General features: G+C 62.8%; 20 protein-coding genes. 16 read left to right on the forward strand and 4 right to left on the reverse strand.

All coding sequences use genetic code 11. From position 1 onward, the window contains the following. The first annotated feature begins 8 nt into the window (after positions 1–8). From AC1MEK_RS14605 to AC1MEK_RS14670, 14 genes are all read left to right on the forward strand, one after another. Positions 9–980 carry a peptidylprolyl isomerase gene (locus tag AC1MEK_RS14605; protein WP_480396987.1) on the forward strand — a complete coding sequence of 324 codons (972 nt, stop codon included), beginning with the start codon at positions 9–11 and terminating at the stop codon, positions 978–980. 229 nt (positions 981–1209) lie between these two features. Further along, positions 1210–1752 carry a response regulator gene (locus AC1MEK_RS14610; RefSeq protein ID WP_480397035.1) on the forward strand — a complete coding sequence of 181 codons (543 nt, stop codon included), beginning with the start codon at positions 1210–1212 and terminating at the stop codon, positions 1750–1752. Between the two features lie 103 nt (positions 1753–1855). Next, positions 1856–3571: a GspE/PulE family protein gene (locus AC1MEK_RS14615; protein WP_480396988.1), complete on the forward strand. Its 1716-nt coding sequence runs from the start codon at positions 1856–1858 to the stop codon at positions 3569–3571. Beyond that, positions 3552–4355 carry a hypothetical protein gene (locus AC1MEK_RS14620; RefSeq protein WP_480396989.1) on the forward strand — a complete coding sequence of 268 codons (804 nt, stop codon included), beginning with the start codon at positions 3552–3554 and terminating at the stop codon, positions 4353–4355. Before AC1MEK_RS14615 ends, AC1MEK_RS14620 begins: the two co-directional genes overlap by 20 nt. Position 4356: 1 nt before the next feature. After that, entirely contained in the window at positions 4357–4905 is a 549-nt protein-coding gene (locus tag AC1MEK_RS14625) for a pilus assembly protein (RefSeq protein ID WP_480396990.1), read from the forward strand. After that, positions 4892–5440 carry a GspMb/PilO family protein gene (locus AC1MEK_RS14630; RefSeq protein WP_480396991.1) on the forward strand — a complete coding sequence of 183 codons (549 nt, stop codon included), beginning with the start codon at positions 4892–4894 and terminating at the stop codon, positions 5438–5440. Before AC1MEK_RS14625 ends, AC1MEK_RS14630 begins: the two co-directional genes overlap by 14 nt. Next, a complete protein-coding gene (locus tag AC1MEK_RS14635) occupies positions 5440–5964 on the forward strand; it encodes a hypothetical protein (RefSeq protein ID WP_480396992.1) in 525 nt (174 codons plus the stop codon). The genes AC1MEK_RS14630 and AC1MEK_RS14635 overlap by 1 nt, the downstream gene beginning before the upstream one ends. Positions 5965–5975: 11 nt before the next feature. Further along, on the forward strand, positions 5976–7805 hold the full coding sequence (locus AC1MEK_RS14640) for a secretin N-terminal domain-containing protein (RefSeq protein WP_480397036.1): 1830 nt from the start codon (positions 5976–5978) through the stop codon (positions 7803–7805). 2 nt (positions 7806–7807) lie between these two features. Next, positions 7808–8320: a type II secretion system protein gene (locus AC1MEK_RS14645; protein ID WP_480396993.1), complete on the forward strand. Its 513-nt coding sequence runs from the start codon at positions 7808–7810 to the stop codon at positions 8318–8320. A gap of 3 nt (positions 8321–8323) precedes the next feature. Next, positions 8324–8698, forward strand: a complete 375-nt coding sequence (locus tag AC1MEK_RS14650) for a type II secretion system protein (protein ID WP_480396994.1) — start codon at positions 8324–8326, stop codon at positions 8696–8698. Next, the gene (locus AC1MEK_RS14655) at positions 8673–9296 is read left to right on the forward strand and encodes a type II secretion system protein (protein ID WP_480396995.1); all 624 of its coding nucleotides are present in this window, start codon (positions 8673–8675) and stop codon (positions 9294–9296) included. Before AC1MEK_RS14650 ends, AC1MEK_RS14655 begins: the two co-directional genes overlap by 26 nt. Before the next feature lie 44 nt (positions 9297–9340). Continuing rightward, on the forward strand, positions 9341–9712 hold the full coding sequence (csgE, locus tag AC1MEK_RS14660; RefSeq protein WP_480397037.1) for a curli production assembly/transport protein CsgE: 372 nt from the start codon (positions 9341–9343) through the stop codon (positions 9710–9712). Beyond that, on the forward strand, positions 9709–10122 hold the full coding sequence (locus tag AC1MEK_RS14665; protein WP_480396996.1) for a curli assembly protein CsgF: 414 nt from the start codon (positions 9709–9711) through the stop codon (positions 10120–10122). Before csgE ends, AC1MEK_RS14665 begins: the two co-directional genes overlap by 4 nt. Before the next feature lie 32 nt (positions 10123–10154). Next, positions 10155–11036 carry a CsgG/HfaB family protein gene (locus AC1MEK_RS14670; protein ID WP_480396997.1) on the forward strand — a complete coding sequence of 294 codons (882 nt, stop codon included), beginning with the start codon at positions 10155–10157 and terminating at the stop codon, positions 11034–11036. A gap of 1198 nt (positions 11037–12234) precedes the next feature. Here the strand turns inward: AC1MEK_RS14670 and AC1MEK_RS14675 are convergent. The 4 genes from AC1MEK_RS14675 to AC1MEK_RS14690 form a co-directional block, all read right to left on the reverse strand. Then, a complete protein-coding gene (locus AC1MEK_RS14675) occupies positions 12235–13677 on the reverse strand; it encodes a curlin (RefSeq protein WP_480396998.1) in 1443 nt (480 codons plus the stop codon). A gap of 43 nt (positions 13678–13720) precedes the next feature. Beyond that, entirely contained in the window at positions 13721–14227 is a 507-nt protein-coding gene (locus AC1MEK_RS14680) for a curlin (RefSeq protein WP_480396999.1), read from the reverse strand. An 82-nt stretch (positions 14228–14309) separates the two neighbouring features. Beyond that, positions 14310–16589 (reverse strand): Ig-like domain-containing protein, encoded by a 2280-nt coding sequence (locus AC1MEK_RS14685; RefSeq protein WP_480397000.1) that lies wholly within the window; start codon positions 16587–16589, stop codon positions 14310–14312. Between the two features lie 36 nt (positions 16590–16625). Further along, complete coding sequence (locus tag AC1MEK_RS14690; RefSeq protein ID WP_480397001.1) at positions 16626–17996, reverse strand: hypothetical protein; 1371 nt, start codon at positions 17994–17996, stop codon at positions 16626–16628. 480 nt (positions 17997–18476) lie between these two features. Between AC1MEK_RS14690 and AC1MEK_RS14695 the strand changes: the two genes are divergently transcribed. Continuing rightward, positions 18477–19946 carry a sensor histidine kinase gene (locus tag AC1MEK_RS14695; protein WP_480397002.1) on the forward strand — a complete coding sequence of 490 codons (1470 nt, stop codon included), beginning with the start codon at positions 18477–18479 and terminating at the stop codon, positions 19944–19946. After that, entirely contained in the window at positions 19921–21387 is a 1467-nt protein-coding gene (locus tag AC1MEK_RS14700) for a sigma-54-dependent transcriptional regulator (RefSeq protein ID WP_480397003.1), read from the forward strand. The genes AC1MEK_RS14695 and AC1MEK_RS14700 overlap by 26 nt, the downstream gene beginning before the upstream one ends. Positions 21388–21419: the final 32 nt, after the last annotated feature.

A 21419-nucleotide genomic window follows, 5' to 3' on the forward strand; every position in this document is an offset into this window, starting at 1 on the left:
TGTTCGCCATGAAACTCAGGTTGTTGTTAATGATGTTGGCGTTTGTGTTACCCAGTGTGCTGCTCAGCGTCGGGCGCACCGAGGCGGTGGCAGACCCCACTTTTGGGGAAAGCGCGGTGGCGCGGGTCAATGGCGTGGAGATCGGGCAGATGCAGCTTGAGCATTACTTCGTCGATTACTTGCAGGCCCAGGGCCGCATGGTGGGGTCCATCCGCAACCCGGTGGCCTACAACCGCCTGCGCAGCGCGGCGCTCGATGACCTGATCGACAAGGAACTGCTCTGGCAAGAGGCCGGCAAACGCGGCATTCACGTCGACGACCAGAGCGTGCAGGACAACTACACGGCACTGCGCAACGAATTCACCTCCGAGGACATCTTCAACCGCCGTCTGGAAGACGCCGGGTTCAACAGCGTCACCTTCAAGGATTACCTGCGCCGCGAGCTGACCAGCCAGCGCATGCTCGGCGAGCTCAGCCAGATCGCCCCGGCCCCTGACGCCGAGGTCCAGGCTTTCTATCGCCAGGCGTCGCCGCGCATCCACGCCCGGCACATTTTGCTGACCGTAGACCCCAACGCCGATGAAGAAAAGGCCCAGGCCGTGTACCTGCGGGCCATGCAGCTGCGCGCGCGGATCGTCGCCGGTGAAGACTTCGCCGGGCTGGCCCGTCAGTATTCGGAGGACAGCCGGGCAGCCGATGACGGCGATCTGGGCTATTTTTCTCGTGAAAGCATGGTGACGGAATTCGCCGATGCGGCGTTCGCACTCAAGGCGGGCGCGATCAGCGAACCGGTGCGGACCATTTATGGCTGGCATTTGATCAAGGTTGAGCACACAGTCGCAGATAGCGTCACCAGCGACACCCAGGGCCTGGCCATGGCGCGCCATGCCCTGGAGCAGCAACGACAGGCCCAGGCGGTGCGGTCGGCGCTGCAGCGATTGCGTCAGGTGAGCAAGATAGAACGGGTGGCTGAGCGATGACCCGGGTTTTCCCCGAAAGTGGGGGCAAATCCGGTAAGCGATGGCTGATGCCCCCGGTAGTGGGGTTGCGGTTATACCTGTGCTCTTCATTTTTAATTGAAGAAAATCAATGGCATGGGTCAATCCATTTTCGAAAGGAGGGTCTGGCATGAACAGTGCTCTTGTACCACTACAAGGCGGCATTCCCCAGACCGGGCCACAGGACCTGTCCCGAATTCAGGAGTCGCCCTTGTTAAACAAAGTGATGGTGGTAGAGGACGAGCAGATCCTGGCGCAGAACCTTCAGTCGTATCTGGAGGCCAAGAGCCTGGATGTCCGGGTCGCGAACGATGGCGCTGGTGCCATCGACCTTGCAGAAGGTTTCGGGCCGGACGTGGTTGTCCTCGATTTTCGCTTACCCGATATGGAAGGGTTTCAGGTACTCGATGCGGTACGCAAACAGAAGGACTGCTTTTTCATTCTGATCACGGGACATCCGACCAGCGAAGTCTGCGGTCGAGCCACCGATCTGGGTGTCAGCCACATTCTGTTCAAGCCGTTTCCGCTGGCGGAACTCGCCCGAGCTGTCTGTGACTTGTTGGGTACTGAGCGGCGATCGGCGAACAGGGCGCCCGAGGCGACCGGGTTCATCGAGCGGCGGCACAGCCCGGCAGAGAGTTTCCCGTTGCAGTTGTACGACGGTACCTGGGTTCATGCCGACCGTCGTGGCAACAAGCAGACCCCGTCGCCTGACAGCGACAACGCGGGCGTAAACGGGGAGGGCAAACTCTAGCCGGGTCCGGAGGGCGTAATCCCTCCGGAAACGGCAAACCGGCCACGGACGGTCAGGCGCGTCGAATGTGTGGTTCCTTTTTTGGGGTCCGGGAGTGCATTCGATGGAAAGTCTTACGCTCGTCGTCGAGAGACCGCCGCTGGCTCAGCCAGTCGTAACACCCAGCCGTTTTCCCGGCAGCCTCCTGGCCGCCGCCCGGGAACGCGCCGCCAGCGCCAACGAACGTCCGATCGAGGCGCTCGAAAGCCTTTCAGAGCTTGAACCCGCCGCTTTCACCCGCGCCCTGGGCGCCACCTTGCACTACCCGGTGCTCGATGCGGCGAGCCTGTTCAAGTGCACCCCCGAATTCGACCAGGTGAGCCTGGCGCAGGCGCTCAAACGCGAGTTCGTCATGCTGCGCCATGAGGACGCGCTGGTGGGCGTGTTCGCCGACCCTTTCGATGACGGCCGCCTGGCCTGGATCGACGAGTGCCTGCAGGGCGCGGCGCTGTACCTGTGCCACGCTGCCGATCTGGCCGCCTACCTGGCCCGCCAGGAAGAAGGCTTCCACGCCGTCGCCGCCCTCGACACCCAGGGCGACGAGCAGCACGAGTACGACGCGCTGGAAACCCTGTCCCTGACCAGCATCAGCGAAGACGCCAGTGCCGTGGTCAAGCTGGTCAACTCCACGCTCTACGATGCCCTGAAGATGCACGCCAGCGACATCCATCTGGGGGTGACCGGCAACGGCCTGGTGATCAAGTACCGTATCGATGGTGTGCTCAACAACATCAGCAAGGTGCAGGGCGCCGAGTTCGCCGATCAGGTGATCTCGCGGATCAAGGTCATGGCCGAGCTGGACATCGGCGAGAAGCGCGTGCCCCAGGACGGGCGCTTCAAGATCGGCATCAATGGCCGCCAGATCGACTTCCGGATTTCCATCATGCCCAGCATCTTCGGCGAAGACGCGGTGCTGCGGGTGCTGGACAAACAGGACCTGGCCGACCGGGTCAGCGGCGTGCGCCTGGAAGCCCTGGGCTTCGAAGACGCCACCTTGCTCAGCCTGCGTCGCCTGGCCGCCGAACCCTACGGCATGGTGCTGGTCACCGGCCCCACAGGCTCCGGCAAGACCACCACGCTGTACGCGATGATCACCGAGATCAACCACGGCGTGGACAAGATCATCACCATCGAAGACCCGGTGGAATATCAGTTGCCCGGCGTATTGCAGATCCCGGTCAACGAGAAGAAAGGCCTGACCTTCGCCCGCGGCCTGCGCTCGATCCTGCGCCATGACCCGGACAAGATCATGGTCGGCGAGATCCGCGACCCCGACACCGCGCAGATTGCCGTGCAGTCGGCGCTCACCGGCCACCTGGTGTTCACCACCATCCACGCCAACAACGTGTTCGACGTGATCGGCCGCTTCACCCAGATGGAAGTCGACCCCTACAGCTTCGTTTCGGCACTGAACGCCGTACTCGCCCAGCGCCTGATCCGGCTGGTGTGCAACGGCTGCGCTGTGGCTGTGACCCCGAGCGAGGAGCAACTGCGCGCCTCGGGGCTGACCGCGGAGGACAGCGCCCATTACCACTTCGTCCATGGCGCCGGTTGCGGCCGCTGCCGTGGCACCGGTTACCGCGGGCGCACCGCGATCGCCGAACTGCTGCACCTGGACGACGAGATTCGCCAGATGATCGTCGAGCGCAGCCCCATTTCCCAGATCAAGCATTACGCCTGCAGCCGTGGCCTGCGCCTGTTGCGCGGTTCGGCTCTGGAACTGGTGCGCGATGGCCGGACCACGCTGGAGGAGATCAATCGTGTCACTTTCATTTCGTGATCACTACGTGGCCGTGATCGGCGCCAACGGCGTCGGTCTTTCCCGCTGCGACGCCCTGGGCCGCACCTGGCTGGGCAGCGCCGGGTTCATCGCCGACCGTCAGGCCACACCAGCACTGGCGCTGGACACCCTGCAACGGGTGCTGGCCGAACACGTCAAGGGCCGCGCCCGCCTGACGGTGCTGCTGTCCAGCCACTACAGCCGCTTCGGCCTGATTCCCTGGAGCGAACACATCAGCACCCCGGACGAGTTGCAGGTGTACGCCAGCGCCGTGTTCGAGGACACCTTCGGCAAATGCGCCGAGCCCTGGACCCTGAGCCTGTCGCCGGAAAGCGCCGGCCTGCCGCGCATCGCCGTGGCCCTGCCGCAAGCCCTGCTCGAGCAGCTGCGCGCGGTGGTCAAGGCCCAGGGGCTGCGCCTGGTGTCGGTGCAGCCCTACCTGATGAGCGCCTTCAACCGCTTCCAGAAAAGCTTCGGCCACCGCGACTTTCTGTTTGTAGTGGCTGAACCGGGTCGCAGCACCTTGCTGCTGGCCCGGGACGGTCGCTGGACGGCGGTGCGCTCGCTGCGCATCGCCGACAGTGATGCGGCGCTGGGCTCGATGATCGCCCGCGAGAGCGAACTGCACGGGCTCAATGGCGACAAGCCGGTCGACCTGTTCGTGCATGCCCCGGCCCGCCACCACGACGCCCCGCAGATTCTCGGCGTACAGACCCTGGAGTTGCCGGCAGGCGAGGGCGACATCCAGGACCCGTTGCACATCATGGCCGCGGCGGTGAACTGACATGCGCGACCTCAATCTGGAATTTCAGCCACAACGCAGTGGCAGCAAACTGGGCTGGAGCGTGCTGGTGCTGGGCCTCTTGCTCGGTGCAACGGTCGCCACCGGCGCGCACATCGTAGGCCAGGACATCCAGGACGAGCAGAACCTGCTGGGCCACGCGCAACGCAAGTTGCAGGTCCACACCGGTGGCGCCGTCAGCAGCCTGACCCCGGCGCAGCAGCGCGAACAGGAACTGCGCCTGATGGAGATGAAGCAGGTGTCGGCCCAGTTGCGCCGGCCCTGGGAGCGGCTGTTCGCCGCCCTGGAAACCCTGCGCGGCCAGGACATCGCCTTGCTCAGCCTGACCCCCGACGCACGTAAGGGCCAGGTGCGGATCACCGCCGAGGCGCGGGATCTGGAAGCGATGCTCAGCTTCCACCGCCAACTGCAGGACAGCCCGGAGCTGCGTGACGTCTCGCTGGTCAACCACGAGATCGTCGCCAACTCGCCGCAGAAACCGATCCTGTTCAACCTGCTGGCCACCTGGGAGGTGAGCGATGTCCGTCCCTAGCCTGATTCTGCGCGAACACGTTCAACGGGCAGGCCTGCCTGGCCTGGGGGGCGCAGCGCTGTTGGCACTGGTGCTGGCCTATGGGGTGTTCGGCCTGCTGCCCGACTGGCAGTCGCTGGACACCCTGCGCCAGAACAGCCACAAGGCCAACGCCTTTCTGGAACAGGTCGCCAACGGCACCGCGACTTTGCTGGTGGTGCCGTCCCAGCAACTGGACGAGTTCCACAAGGGCCTGCCGACCCAGCTGGATGCGACCACGGTCATCGACCGCATCTACGCCATGGCCAGCAAGGAAAAGATCAACCTGGCCCGCGGCGAATACGCCTTAGGCATCGACCCGAAAACCCAACTGGCGCGCTACCAGATCCTGCTGCCGGTGCGCGGCAACTACCCGCAACTGCGCCGTTTCCTCCACGCGCTGCTGACCCAGCTGCCGGCGGTGGTGGTCGAGGACGTGGATTTTCAACGCAAACGGATCGCCGATACCGAGCTGTCCGGGCGCATCCGCATGACCCTTTACCTGTCGAGGTCGTGATGAACAATCGTCGCGTAACAGGCTGGATCGCGTTTTTCGGCGTCTGCGGGCTGATCGCCTGGATGCCGGAGCAATTCTTCGGCGAACCGACCCAGGAAGCTGCCAGCAACGTGCAGCCGGCCGCCGTCAAGCAGCAGGCCGCCATGGCCAAGGCCCGTGCCGACGTGGCTCGCGCCGGCGAAAAATCCGCAAGCCTGGTGGTGCCGCAGGTCGACCTGTTCGCCGCCCAGAGCTGGTACGTCGCCCCGGTGGTGACGGCCGAACAGCAGGCGGCGCTGGACAGCGCCGCCGTTGTCCCCACGGTGCCCACTGCACCGCCTCTTCCGTTCCAGTTCATTGGCAAGCTGGAAGACAGCCAGCAGTTGCAGGTGTTCCTGCAAAACGGAGAACGGCTCTATGTGGTCAGGGCCGGTGATGTGATCGACGACACCTACAAGATCGATCGCATCTCGGCCACTGAAATGAGCCTCGTCTATCTGCCCTTGAAGTTTGCTCAGACCTTGTCTGTAGGGAGTGCGCCATGAGTCCGCTGCGGTTGTCTTCGAACGCGTTGTTGCTGGGCTGCATCTTTTCGCTGGGGGTCCTGCTGTCCTCTTGTGCTTCAGACATCAACCGGGCCATCGGCCAGGACCTGATCGAGGACGGCAAGTACGAGGAGGGCATCGCCAAACTGCAGGAGGCGGTCAATGCCAAGCCGCGCGATGCCACCCTGCGCATTCAGCTGACCTCGGCCAAGGCCCGGGCGGTCAAGACCTTGCTGACCAAGGCCGATTCGGAGCGCTCTCAGCGCGACTTCAACAGCGCCGCCATCGATTACTCGCGGGTGGTGGCCATCGAGCCGAACAACGGCCGGGCTCGCGATGCGCTGTACCTGCTGGAACAGATGCGCAACATCAACGCCATGCTGGTGCAGGGCCAGACCAGCCTGCGCCGGGGCGATGTCACCGGTGCCGAGCAACAGGCCCGCGCCGTGCTGGCCCTGGACCCACGGCATGAGGGCGCCCTGCAGCTGCAGAAAGACGTCGACCTGCTGCGTTCGCGCAGCGCCGTACCCTATCCGCAGCTCAAGACCCGCCTGGACAAACCGGTGACCCTGGAGTTTCGCGACGCCAACCTGAAGGTGATCTTCGAGGTGCTGTCGCAAGTCGCAGGCCTGAACTTCATCTTCGACAAGGACATGCGCGCTGACCTGAAGGCCACCATCTTCGTGCGCGAAGTGCGCATCGAAGACGCCATCCAGCTGCTGCTGCAACAGAACCAGCTGCACCAGAAAGTGGTGAACGACAACACCCTGCTGATCTACCCGGACTCGCCGCAGAAGCTCAAGGATTACCAGGAGCTGGTGATGCGCACCTTCTACCTGACCAACACCGATGCCAATACCGCGCTGAATATGGTCAAGACCATGCTCAAGACCCGCGACGTGTTCATCGACGAGCGCCTCAACACCCTGACCATGCGCGACACCCCGGATGCGATCCGCATGGCCGAGAAGCTGTTCTTCTCCCAGGATCAGTCCAACCCTGAAGTGGTGCTGGAAGTGGAAGTGATGGAAGTGGCCCGCCAGCGCATCCTCGACCTGGGCCTGCAATGGCCCAGCACCTTTGGCATCATCAACAGCGACGGCACCGCGGTGAACGTGCTCAACCAGCTGCGCGGCATCAACTCCAGCCGGATCTCGATCTCGCCCTCGCCACAGCTGAAAATCAACGCTCAGGACAACGACGTCAACACCCTGGCCAGCCCGACCATTCGCGTCAGCAACCGCGAACAGGCGCGCATCCACATCGGCCAGCGGGTGCCGATCATCAGCGCCACCTCGGTGCCATCGACTCAGGGGCCGGTGATCACTGAAAGCATCACTTACCTGGACGTCGGTCTGAAACTGGAGGTGACCCCGATCGTTCACCTCGATAATGAAGTGGCGATCAAGATTGCCCTGGAAGTGAGTAACGCCACGCCCCTGGAAGCCACGCGCAACGGCACCATCCCGGTTCAGGTCGACACCCGCAACGCCCAGACCACCCTGCGTCTGCACGACGGCGAAACCCAGATCCTGGCCGGCCTGGTGCGCAATGACACGCAGTCCACCGGCAACAAGATCCCCGGACTTGGCGACATACCTGCTCTGGGCCGGCTGTTCGGCAGCAACAAGGACACCGTGGGCAAATCGGAGCTGGTGCTGTCGATCACCCCACGCATCGTGCGCAACCTGCCGTATCAGGCGCCGAGCGACATGGAATTCGGCACCGGCACCGAGACCAGCATGCACATCGACTCGGTCAATCCGGACATGCCGGTGACCGTGGAAGTGGGCGGCAAGTCGCAGCCACTGGCCGTCGCACCTGCCGTCGAGAAGCCTTGATCATGAACGCCCAACGGACCACGCGCGGCTTCACCCTGATCGAGATGGTCGTGACCCTGGCCATCGTCGGTCTGCTGGCGAGCATCGCCGCGCCCCTGACCGAAACCATCATCCGCCGGGGCAAGGAGCAGGAGCTGCGCACCGCGCTGTATCAGATCCGCGATGCGCTGGACGCCTATAAACGTGCCGCCGACTCGGGGCGCATCGAGAAGTCGGTGAGCAGCAACGGCTACCCGGCCAATCTCAAGGTCCTGGTCAACGGCGTGCGCGATCTGAAGAGCCCCAAGGGCGCGAAGATCTTTTTCCTGCGGCGCATTCCCCACGACCCGCTGGCGCCGGTCAGCACGGCGTCTGCCAGCGGCTTCGGCAAGGGCAAGCGCGACGCCGCTGACGACTGGGGCCTGCGCGCCTACGACAGCCCGGCGCAGAACCCGCGGGACGGCGAAGACGTGTTCGACGTGTATTCCAGGGCCAAGGGTCGCGGCCTCAACGGCATCGCCTACTCGGAGTGGTGAATCATGCGCAGACAGAACGGCTTCACGCTGATCGAATTGCTGGTGGTCATGGCGATCATCGCCACCCTGATGACCATCGCCGTGCCGCGCTACTTTTCCAGCCTGGAAAACTCCCGCGAGACCGCACTGCGCCAGAGCCTGGCGGTGATGCGCGAGGCGCTGGATCACTACTACGGCGACACCGGCCATTACCCCGAATCGCTGGAAGACATGGTCACCCAGCGCTACCTGCGCAGCCTGCCGGAAGACCCGGTTACCGGGCGCAACGACATGTGGGTCATCGTCCCGCCGCCCGAAGGCGTGCAGGGCACGGTGGCGGATATCAAGAGCGGTTCGACCGGGAGGGCGCGTGATGGCAGTCTTTTCGGTCAATGGTAGCGGCGCAGGCGCTATGCCCGGCCAGCAGCAGGGCTTCACTTACATGAGCGCGCTGTTGCTGATTCTGATGATGGGCACTGCGCTGGCGGCGGTGGGGCAGGTCTGGTCGACCGTGGGCAAGCGCGAGCGTGAGCTGCAGCTGATCTGGGTCGGCACCCAGTACGCCCAGGCCCTGCGCAGCTACTACCGCAGCGGCACCGGCGTGGCCCAGTACCCCGAGTCGCTGGACGAGTTGCTGGAAGATCATCGCTTTCCGTCGATCCAGCGCCACCTGCGGCGCCTGTACCCGGACCCCATCACCGGCAGCACCAGCTGGGGCCTGACCCGGTCCATCGACAATCGCATCACCGGGGTCTACAGCCTCTCGACCCAGGCCCCGCTCAAGGTCGCGAACTTCCCGTCGCAATGGCAGGAGTTCGAGAACATGACCAGTTACGCCGACTGGCGTTTCGTCGCCGAGAACGCGTTCCAGGAGTCGACCAACAACCGCCCCGGCGCACCGGGCACTCCCGCCACACTGACTGCGCCGGCGGCCACAGGCCCGGGTGCAGCGCTGGGTACTTCGTTGGGTTCACCGCTGGGAGGCGCCAGCCAATGAAAAGCCTGAACGCCAACTTCAAGGCCGTGTGCCTGGGCGCGGCAATGCTGCTGGCCGGCATCCACGCTGGCGCGTGCCTGGCCGACGACGAAGACGAAATGATGGGTTTCATCGTCGACGATTGCATCTCGCTGGTCGGCCACAACTTCTACAACGCCTTCACCGACCGCCTGCGTGCCACCAGCCGCCTGGATTTCAACCTGGTGGTGCGCGAACGGCCAGACCCACGCTGGGGCAGCCTGATCTGGGTCGAGTATGACCAACGCATCGTGTACCGCCGTTTCATCGCACCCAACGCCACCGAGACCCGCGAGCTGGCTGAAGACGCCGCCGACCAGGTCCGCGCTGCGGTCGTTCAACGCAAGCTGCAGGTTCAACTGCAGGACAACACTGATCTGGGGAAGGACGAATTATGAAAACAACAATCATCGCCGTTTCGACCTGCCTGTGCCTGAGCATTTTCAGCTTTTCGAGCCAGGCCACCGAGCTGGTCTACACACCGGTCAACCCGAACTTCGGCGGCAACCCGCTCAACGGCCCGACGCTGCTCAACGAAGCCCAGGCCCAGAACGACTTCAAGGACCCCGACCTGAAACGCTCGACCACCACCGCCACCACGGCCCTGGAGCGCTTCAGCCAGCAACTGCAATCGAGCCTGCTGTCCCAAGTGCTGACCAACATCCGTAACGGCAACACCGGCAGCCTGACCACCGACGCCTTCATCATCAACGTCGTCGACGATTCGGGCGCCTTGAGCATTCAGATCACCGACCGTGCCACCGGCGAAGTATCGGAAGTGAACGTCAACGGCCTCACCGTCAACTGACGATCGCTGAAGTTCCAGAGGAGCGAAGGATTATGAACAAGTGCATCCCGATTCTGATGCTGATGGCCGCCCTGCAGGGCTGTGGCGTACGCCAGCCGATGCCTGCCGAGCAGCCTAGGGACGTTCCCACCCTGACGCCGCGGGCGTCGACCTACTATGACCTGTTGAACATGCCCCGGCCCAAGGGGCGTCTGGTGGCGGTGGTGTACGGGTTCCGCGATCAGACCGGGCAGTACAAACCCACCCCGGCCAGTTCCTTTTCCACCAGCGTCACCCAGGGCGCGGCGAGCATGCTGATGGACGCCATGCAGGCCAGCGGCTGGTTCGTGGTGCTGGAGCGTGAAGGGCTGCAGAACCTGCTGACCGAACGCAAGATCATCCGCGCCGGGCAGAAGAAACCGCCAGCCGTGATGGGCCCCGACGGCGCCCCGGTGAGTGCGCCGACGGCCAATGAGCTACCGCCGCTGCAGTCGGCCAACCTGATGCTCGAAGGCGGCATCGTCGCCTATGACACCAACGTCAGAAGTGGCGGGGAGGGCGCGCGGTATCTGGGCATCGGTGGCTCGCAGGAGTACCGGGTCGATCAGGTGACCATCAACCTGCGGGCGGTGGACGTGCGCACCGGGCAGGTGCTGGCCAATGTGATGACCAGCAAGACTATTTACTCGACCAGCTACAACGCCGGGGTGTTCAAGTTCGTCGAGTTCAAGAAGCTGCTGGAGCTGGAGGCCGGGTATACCACCAACGAGCCGGCGCAGCTGTGTGTGCTGTCGGCGATCGAGGCGGCGGTGGGGCATCTGGTGGCGCAGGGGATCGAGCGGCACATGTGGCAGGCAGCGGGGGACAACAGCGCGCCGAATGAGACGCTGGAGCGTTATTTGACCCAAAGTAAGCCAGCCGAAGACGGGCAGTAGCCCGCGGGGTTGATGTGTCGGTTTCTGGGTTGGGGTGTACATCCATTTGCTGTGATGACCTGCCTATTGCGGGTTCTGCCTAACGGCAGAAGCGTTTCGACTTCGTCGAGTTACTTGGAAAAGACACCCAAGTAACCAAGGTGTCCTGCTCCTGGTTTGGCCCGACTTCGTCGGGTACCCTCTCTCCGGTCCCGCTCCCTGGGCCCGGCGCGAATGGGCCATCCATGGCCCCGCGCCTCGCGCGGCATCCTGCCGCTTGACCCACTACGCGGGACCTCCGTTCGGCCTGCACCCAAGTCGCGTTTTGCGTCGTCTGAACCTGCGCGCACGAAGATCAAAATCAAAAGCGACCGGCTAACGCCGCCCCCGTAGCAGTCCGGCTTGCCGGCGGTCGCCCGGGGTCGCGTCCGACCGAAGCGGCAGCAAACCCTGTGCACGCGGTGTACCTGACACGGCCAGGTCGCCCGATTTTACTGCCGCTACGCGCCAGACCGCCGGCAAGCCGTGCTGCTACGGGATTGCGTTGTTTGCACGATCGGTTTCTGCCCGGAGGGCGTAGGAGCGCAGCTTGCTCGCGATCTGGCGCGAAGCGGCAGTAAAATCAGGCGCCTTGGCCGTGTCAGGAAGACCGCGTGCACAGCGTTTGCTGCCGCTGCGCGGCAGATCGCGAGCAAGCTGCGCTCCTACGGCCTCCGGCCAGAATCTAGAGCAGATCGCACAACATCAAGCCGTTGCCGTTGCCGTTGCCGTTGCCGTTGCCGTTGCCGTTGCCGTTGCCGTTGCCGTTGCCGTTGCTTTTGATCTTTGTGCACAAAAAGTTCAGACACCACAAAACGCGACTTGGGTGCAGGCTGAATGGAGGTCTCGCGGAGTGGGTCAAGCGGCAGGATGCCGCGCGAGGCGCGGGGCCATGGATGGCCCGTTCGCGCCGGGCCCACGGAGCGGGACCGGAATGAAGGTAGTCCGACGAAGGAGGACCCAAACCAGGAGCTAGACTTTTTGGTTACTTTTGGGGCGTTTGCCAAAAGTGACCCGCCGTAAGGGCGGAACCATAAGCCGCCTTGACCGAAGAAACGGATATGCCCACAACCCGGCGAACCCACAAAAGTCTGCTTTTCACGTTAACAAACCCAAATCCACATCCACCGCAAGCCCATAAAAAAGCCGCCTTGCGGCGGCTCTAGACACAACGAAAACCCTACTGCTGATGCACCGTCGCCTGGTTCGAATTACCCACTTGGGTAATGCTCGCCGCCTGGTTGGTCGCACTCTGGTTCACATTGGCCTGGTTCAGGTTGCCGGTCTGGCTCACATACGCCACGTTGTAGCTGTCAGCCTGCTTGACCACAATCTCGTTGCCATTGCCGTTCTGCGAGGTATACGACTGGTTGTCACTGCCCGATTGCGTCAGATCGGTGCTGTTGCCGTTACCGAAGCTTGTGCCCTGCGCATAGTTGGAGTCGCCGCGCTGATCGGCGATCAGGATGTTGTCGCTGCCGTTCTGTTCAAAGTACAGCTCGTTGTAGTTATCGTTCTGAGTGGTCTTGGCATCGTTGCGGTTGCCGTCCTGCTTCAGATTGGTCAGGTTGGCCACGCCGTCCTGCTTCATGTTGATGGCGTTGCCGTTGCCGTTCTGATTGAGGAACGCTGTCTGACCCACCCCGAACTGACCACCCAGCCGCGCGCCTTCAAACTCGCTGGCCTGGATCTTGTTGCCGGAACCTGTGGCCGACGAAGTGAAGGAATGCCCGGTGCCTTTCTGCGAGCTGTAGTGCAGGTTGTCGTTGCCGTTCTGATAGACGTTGCTCACGCTGTTGGTGACGTTGTACTGCGCCACGCTGGCGGCGTTGCGGTTACCCCACTGCACCATGGCGATGGTGTTCAGCGCGCCCTGGTACTGGTCCAGCACACCTTCGTTGAAGGTACCGGTCTGGATCAGGCTGGAGTGACTGTCGTTCTGGGTGTCCTGGAACGACTGGCTGCTGTTGAAATTGCCATTCTGCTCGACATTGATCGAGCCGCCGTTGCCGTAGCGCTGATCGGTGTAAGCGTAGTTGTCGTTGCCGTTCTGGTTGAGCTGGATCTGCCCGTTGTAGTGCTCGACCTGTTCGGTGGTTCCCTGGTTGCGGTCACCCGCCTGGAACACCTGGGCATTGTTGCCGGCGCCGCCATTGAATTGCTCTGACCACGCCTGGTTGCCGCTGCCGCTCTGTTCGATGTTGATGATGCTGCCCAGTTGGCTGTCCTGATAGGCAAAGGCAAAGTTGTCGTTACCCGACTGTCGGGTGGTGATCTGGTTGCCGACACCCAGCGACTGGCTGGCGTGGGTGGTGTTGCGCTGGTCGTACTGGCGCTGGGTGATCTTGCTGTCGGTCTCGAACAGCTGCTCGCCGTAGGCACCGTTCTGGTTGCCTTGCTGCAGTTGATCGATCTTCGAGTTGGTCTGCTCCTGGTAGGCGGCCGTGTCGTTGCCGTCGCCGATCTGCACTTGCTGCACCGACGCGAAGCTGGCATTGACCTGTTGCACATCGGCGATGTTGCCGCTTCCTTGCTGGTACTGACTCGAGAGGCTGTTGGCAGCCATCGCATGGCCAGTGACCATGACCAGAACCGCAGCAGCGACAGGGGTGAGTTTGAACATGATGTAGACCTCCTGATGGTAAGTTGCCGAGGTGTCGAGCGCGTCAACGGACTTGACGAACTTCTACGCTCTGGCCATTTCCAGACTGACTGATGCTGCTCTGCAGCCCGCTGCCTGCCTGTTCGATACTGGCGCTGTTGTTGGCGCCGCGTTGCGTGATTGCTGCCTGGTTGTCCGAGCCGGATTGCGTGATCCGCGCCTGGTTACCCGAACCCTGTTGATTGATGTACGCAGTGAGGTCGCTGCCTTGTTGCAGGATGAACGCCTCCTGCGCACTGCCGACCTGGACGATGTTGCCGACCAGCGAGGTGCCGTTCTGCGACAGGTTGGCGACGTTGGCGTTGCCCTGTTGCAGGATCGACGCGATCTGGCCGCCGACGAATGTCCCGCCCGGAAAGCTGACCGGGGCACCGAGTTCGGAGCCGCCGCCCAGTTCGTCACCGCCCGTCAACTCGTCGGCCTGCGCCGACAGACAGAACATCGCCAGTGCCAGCACGCAGCACAGGATGGCGGGATGACCGAACAGCGAACGACCGTGAATCAGTGACATGGTGTTCTCCTGTCCCCGGGCGCCAGTGGCGCCTGGCGACGTTCAGCCCGCCTGCGTCTTCACGCAGGCGAGCCGTACTGCATCAACGAACGGTGATCGGCAGTGTCCGCACCGTGCCTTTGGACGAGGTGGCGGTGGCGGTCGGGTTGGTGGCCCGAGGCGCGATGGTGTTGACCACCGAGCTTCTCCAGCGACCGGTCACCGGTACGGTCACGCGATCGAGTTCCTGCACGCCAGTCGGTGTGGTCACGGTGATCACGATGGTGTTACCCGTGGTCACCGAACTGGTACCCGAGATGTCCCAGCTGAACAGCGCGCCACCGCCACGGACCTGTACTGCCGCCGAGGTGATGGTCAGCGTCTCGGCGCCGGCCGGAGGCGCGGTGACCGAAATGTTGACCGTGGCAGGTGTCGACAGGGCGCCGAAGGAGTCTGCGGCCTGGTAGGTGAACGTCGCGGTGAACGGCGCGGTGATGGTGGCCGGTGGCGTGTAGGTCACGGTGGTGCCGTTGGTGGTCACGGTTCCGCGTCCGACAGCAGGCTGGGTCAGGTTGGTCACGCTCAGCGGCACGTTGCCTTCAGGGTCGGTGTCGTTGGCCAGCACGTTGACCACCAGTGGACTGCCGGCCAGGGTGGCGCCCGTGTCGGCACCGGCAACCGGTGGACGGTTAGGCGTCACGGTGACGCTGACAGTGGCTGCGGTTGTCGACTTCAGGCCTTTGCTGTCCACGGCCTTGTAGGTGAAGGTCGCAGTGAGCGGCGCGTTGACCACGGCAGGCGGGGTGTAGACGATCGACGTGGTGCCGCTCAGCGCAACGGTGCCCTGGCCAGTCGCCGGTTGGGTCAGGTCGCTGATGGTCAGCGGCAGGTCGCCGTCCGGGTCGCCATCGTTGGTCAGCACGCTCAGGGTCACAGGGACGCCGAAGCCAGTGCTGCCGGTGTCGTTGACGGGAACCGGTGGCTGGTTGGGGCCGGTGTTCGGCGCGGTGCCCAATACGGTCACTGGCTCGGTGTCACTGCCACCACGGGCGGACTTGATGGTGACGAACGCCGGTGGCTGGTTCAGATTAGGCACGGTCAACTGTTGCAGTGTGCCGGTCTTGGACAGCCGTCCGAACCCTTGTGCGACGAGATCCGGGATGGATGTTTCGTCACTGGAGGCGGCTTCCAGCGTCAGCGTGTGGTTGTCCCAGGTGTAGCGAGCGGTGCGGATTTTCACCACGTCGATCAGCTTGCTGGAGACTGCCGTCGGCTTGGTGGTGCCGGTCGGATTGGTTGCGGTGAGGATCAGGAACGGTGGCAGGGTTGTGGTCGTGCGGGCCACGAAGAAACTGCCGTTGTTATCGCTGATCATGTTGAACTGGCAAGGCGAAGGCGGCGTGCCCGGTACCAGTGCAAGGGTATCGCGATAGCACAGCGCCGAGCTGTTGGGGGATGAGGCGAACAGTTCGATGCGAGTACCCGAACCATTGCGGCTGTACGTTCCGCGTCTGACTTCAACCGGGGTTTGTACCCTCGGATCGCGCACCTTGCCGCTGACGGTGAAAAGGTTCTGGGTGATGGTGCCCGCCGGTCCTTCGATTCTCACGAAGTTGGTCCCGAACGGGCTGCCTGTTACCGGCTCCGGTACGTTCGGGTCGCCAATGTAGGTGTTGCTGACGCCGGTTTCCGGGTCGGTTTCGGTGTATGGAGCTCCGATGCCCTTGACCCATGGACCCAGGTCGCCAGTGAGCGCGCCACTGAAATCACCCGCCGCACCGATACCGATGTCACGGGTCATGTTGATCGCGCGCCGCCCGGTGGTGGTCACGTCGAACGTGTCTACGCCATAGGGGTGAGTGACGGTGTAGCGCCCGGGCCTGCCGGCAGGGATGTCGATACGCATGCGAATGCGCGCGAAGCTCTGTTGCGAGCCGTCGGTGGGAGGATCTGTCGCGAAGGCCGCTTCCACACCCGCTGTGTAGATTTCCAGGCCGTAGCCGGCGATGGGGCTGGTGTTGGTGCGCAATTGCGCCTGCAACAGATACCAGAACATTTCATCCGGGAAATTATCTGGATAAACCATCGGGAACGCATCGTCGTACAGGCCGGGGACTGCGCCCAGGGTACACATGTACGCCGGTGGCACAGTGGCGGCGACTCGCGAGCTCACTGCGCGGGACTGGCACAGCTCAAGCTCGATCCCGCCCGTCAACGGCGGTGAGCCTGGCGGGGGCAGCGGCGCATCTCTGTACCACTGCGGGAAACGTCCTGTGGCGACGGTATAAGGCCCAGGGTCCACGGCATCGAGCCCGGCAAATGCCGCCTCACTCGCTGCGATCAGACTCATGGCGCCGAAAATCAGACTTGGCCAACTTTTCATGTTGCCTCCAGATTCGAGTGCAAGGAGTGGTCAGGATCAGGGAATGATCACCACTTCTTCGGTATCGCTGCCGCCATTGGATGAAGTCACCGTGACCTTCGCCGGTGGGATGGGCGATATGGTGGTGGTCAGAGCTTTGGTTGCGCCGTCGCCACCCAGGGTGCCGATGGCGCCGCCGGAGCTGCCGGTGGCCGTCATGGTGATCGCCGTGGTGGCGTCACTGGAGGTTGCCGAAAGCGAAAGCTGTCCGGACGTCAGGCTATAGGTGGCGGTATTGATGCTGATCAGGTCGGTAAGCCCGTGTGGCAAGGTCGTCGGGGTGCTGGTGGGGATCGCCACGTGGTTGTCTGCGGTGACCTGCAGCGTGGCAGGCAGCGTCGGGTTCGCCGTGGATTGCCCGTACCAGCTGCCCGTGCCATTGGCTTCGGTCATGGGCACGGTAGCGGTGGAGGTGTCGACGAATTGCGACGTGCCAGGGGGCGGCGGCGCCAGGGAGAACACATCCTGCTGCGCCTGAACACCGGTCGTACCCGTGCCGCCGTTGCTGCGTGAGTAGGTCGCACGCTGGATGATCTGCGGCGTCGGCAGCACGACGGTCGACAGTTTCCCGGTAACGTTGAAGACGTTTGTGCGGATGTCGATACCGTTGGGGCCTTCGATGCGCACGAAATTGGTATTGAACGGACTGCCGGTGACCGCTTCGGTGAGGTTTGGATCACCGACATATTGATCACTCTGACCTGTAGCCGGATCGGTTTCGGTATACGGTCCATTGACGCTACGCAGGAACGGCCCGACGTCTCCATTGAGCGCATCGGTGAAGGTCATGGGCACGCCGATGCCAATGTCGCGGGTCATATTGATGGCTTTAGTGCCGGGGGTGTCGACCTGAAACACCTCAACGCCATAGGGGTGCGTGATGGTGTAGGTACCGGCTACCGGCACATCGACACGCACGCGAATCCGCGCAAAGCTGATCTGGTCTCCCTGCTTGGGATCGCCGCCGCTGAAAGCCGCTTCCAGTGCGGCGACGTATCTCAGATCGATCCCGTTATTGGGGCCTGCCCCCGGATTGGGAATGGCCGCATCGGCGAGGAACCAGAAGGCCTCGTCGGGGAAGTTGGTGGGGAAGACCATCGGTTGGGTGTCGTCGAACACACCTGCGGCGACCGCCAGGGTGCACATGTAAGACGGAACCCCAGGGGTCGAAGGAACACGCGAACTCAAGGCTTTGGTCAGGCACAGGGACAGCGTGCGGCCATGGGTATCTTGATACCAGGACGCGAAATTGCCGATCTGCGGACTGTAAGGGCCTGGATCGACTTTAACCAACGCGGCCTGGGCGGAACCGTGAATCGCTGCGATCAATGACAGCAACGTTACGGCGTGGGTCAGTTTGCTGGGCATTTGTCTTCCCTCTCGCAATGAACCGAGCCTCTGGCATGGTTCGGACGGAGCGTCGGTTCCAGGAGGCTGAGAGCTGTGGCGCAACTTCTGTACCAGAAACCGTAAACATCGCTTAACTCGTTGATTGGTAACGATTATTGATGCGAGAAAGGCGGGTGAAGAGCGGCGTTTCGCCGGTGAGACAAGGGTTGAGTGGGGCGCCCTCCCCAGAGTTGGGGAAAGGCTGGGGAAGACCATGATGGGTGCAGGCGGAAAAAGTCGGACGGACGGTTAGCGTTCAACAAAGTTCAATGTTTTTCTGAAAACTGCTTTGCCGATCAGGGACTAAGCGCCGAACGGTCATGTGCAGTGGTGGCTTTATGATGGCAAATGCTGCGCAAGCTAATGAAATTGCTGCTGTCGCAAAGTCGCCGCTTACGCTATACCGACAAAAAAAGAGTGTGCGGGACGGTGGTCATGGGATCGATAGGACGCAGTGAAATGCTGACCCAAGCCAGCATCAAAGAAATCGAAAAAAAGCCTCGGCCTCCCTTCAACCTGTTGCGTTGGTTCTCCATAGTCAGTCTGTTGGTCATCGCTTCGGTCGCCATCGGGCTGGGCCTGATTTCCACCCGTTTCGTGGTCAGCGAGGCGGTGCAGCGCGATTCTCTGTTGACCTCGCAATTCGTCCACGCCATCGCCTCGGCGGAGATTCGACATGCGCAAATTCCGACCAGTCGGACGATGGGCGAGTTGCTCGATACCCGGCGCGATCTGCCCGTGGCCGATGTTGATCCGGAAGTGCGACGTCAGTCCCGGGACGAGTTTCTCGACCACATTTCTTCCTTGCCGGATGCCTTGCTGGTCAACGTCTATGCTCCTGACCGGGTGATCATCTGGTCGACCAATCCGGCGCTGATCGGCAAGGCGATCCTGGGCAACGACGACCTGGAAGCCGCGTTCCACTCGCGTCAGCGCACCGGCACCGCCCACCATGAAACCCAGCGCCGGCAGAACGAACAGAAGTTTCTCAACCCGCCCGATTACCTCTTTATAGAGAACTACATCCCGCTGTTCGACGCCGAAGAAAAAGACGTGCTGGCCATCGTCGAAATCTACAAGGAACCCAAGGACCTGATCGCCAGTATCGAGCGCGGCTACGTGGTGATCTGGGTGTCCACCGGCATAGGCGGCATGCTCATTTACCTGGGCCTGTTCTGGATCGTGCGCAGGGCTTCGAGGCTGCTGGAGTTCCAGCAGCGCCAGTTGATCAACAGCGAGAAATTCGCAGCCCTGGGCGAGATGTCGTCGGCGGTCGCCCACAGCCTGCGCAACCCCCTGGCGACCATCCGCTCCAGCGCCGAACTGGCCCTGGAAGTGGTCGATCCTGCGGCGCAGAAGAACATCAACGACATCATCAACCAGGTCGACCGTATGTCGAAGTGGGTACGCGAATTGCTTCTGTCGTTGCGACCCATCAGCGGCGAGTCCGAGGCGGTGGATGTGGTGTCGTGCATGCAGGATGTCTTGCAGTCCTACGAGCCGCAGATACGTCGCGCCAACATCGAAGTCGAGTTTGCGCCGCCGCCGGTACCGATGGTGATCAGCCAGCGCATTTTGCTGGCGCAGATTCTCAACAGCCTGATGGCCAACGCCCTGGAGGCGATGACCAAGGACGGCAAATTGGTGATCGACATCGAGGCCGAGCCTGCTCGCGGGCGGGTTTACCTCACCGTTGCCGACAACGGCAAAGGCATGTCGCGCCAGCAGGAGGCGATGGTGTTCAAGCCATTCTTCACCACCAAACAGGGTGGGCTTGGCGTCGGATTGGTACTGGTCAAGCGGATCATGGAGCGCTTCGCCGGCAAGGTCTCGCTGACCAGCCGGGAGCAGGAAGGCACTCGCGTGAAGCTGACGTTCAAAATTGCGGCAGGAGGGGGACTCGATGGAACACAGCATACTGGTGGTTGAAGACGACGAGCTCCTGGCCAGTAATATCCAGACCTACCTGGAGCGCCGGGATTTCGAAGCGCGGGTCTGTCATTCGGCCGAGGAAGCGCTCAAGACGCTGCAGACCTGGCGGCCTGACGTGGTCCTGACCGACAACTCGCTGCCGGGCATGAGCGGCCACGAGCTGATCAACGCCTTGAAGGAAAGCGCGCCGGACCTGAAGCTGATCATGATGACCGGCTACGGCAACATCGAAGATGCCGTCACGGCGATGAAGGAGGGCGCGTTTCATTACCTGACCAAGCCCGTGGCGCTTCCGGAACTCAAGCTGTTGCTGGACAAGGCCCTGGCCGCCGAGCGCCTGGAGCGAACCCTGTCGTTCTACCAGGACCGCGAAGCCAAGCACTCCGGGCTGCAGGCGCTGATCGGCGACTCGCCGGCGATGATGACGGTCAAGGGCGTGGTCACCCAGCTGCTCGACGCCGAACGGCGCATGACCAGCAGCGATCTGCCGCCGGTACTGGTCGAAGGCGACACCGGCACCGGCAAGGAACTGATCGCCCGCGCCCTGCATTTCGATGGGCCGCGCAGCAAGGGGCCGTTCGTGGAATTCAACTGTGCGTCGATCCCGGCGCACCTGATCGAAGCCGAACTGTTCGGCCATGAAAAAGGCGCCTTCACCGATGCCAAGGACCGCCGCACCGGCCTGGTCGAAGCGGCCGACGGCGGCACGCTGTTCCTCGATGAAGTGGGCGAAATGGACCTGCTGCTGCAGGCCAAGCTGCTCAAACTGCTGGAAGACCGCACCGTGCGCCGGATCGGCTCGGTGAAGGAGCGCAAGGTCGACCTGCGGATCATCAGCGCCACCAACTGCAACCTCGAACAGATGGTGCAGCAGGGCAAATTCCGCCGCGACCTGTTCTTCCGCCTGCGCATCATTTCGATCAAGGTGCCGCGCCTGCAGGCCCGTGGCGACGACGTGATCCGCCTGGCCCGGCATTTCCTGCAACTGCACGGCAAGCGCTACGGCAAGCCGGACCTGTATTTCAGTAACGACGCCGAACACCTGCTGCGCAGCTACAGCTGGCCCGGCAACGTGCGTGAACTGCGCAACATGCTCGAACAGACGGTGCTGCTGACCCAGGGCAATTGCATCGCGCCGCATCAGCTGGGCCTGTGCATGAGCCTGATGGACGAGCCCATGACTCCGGCGCCGTTCGTGCCGCATCTGGTGCCCAATTCCCACACGCCGCCGCCCGCGCACCCGCAGTCCCATGCGGCGGATGAGGGCCTGGGCAACATGAACCTGCCCGAGGTCGAGAACGAGATGGTGCGCAAGGTGCTGGACAAGACCGACTGGAACGTCACCAAGTCTGCGCGCCTGTTGGGCCTGACCCGAGACATGCTGCGCTATCGGATCGACAAGCTGGGCCTGACCCGGCCGGATCGTACTCAGTCATAGCGGTTGTCGATGGTTGCGATTGCCATGAGTGA

The sequence above is a fragment of the Pseudomonas sp. 2 genome, assembly GCF_056627435.1.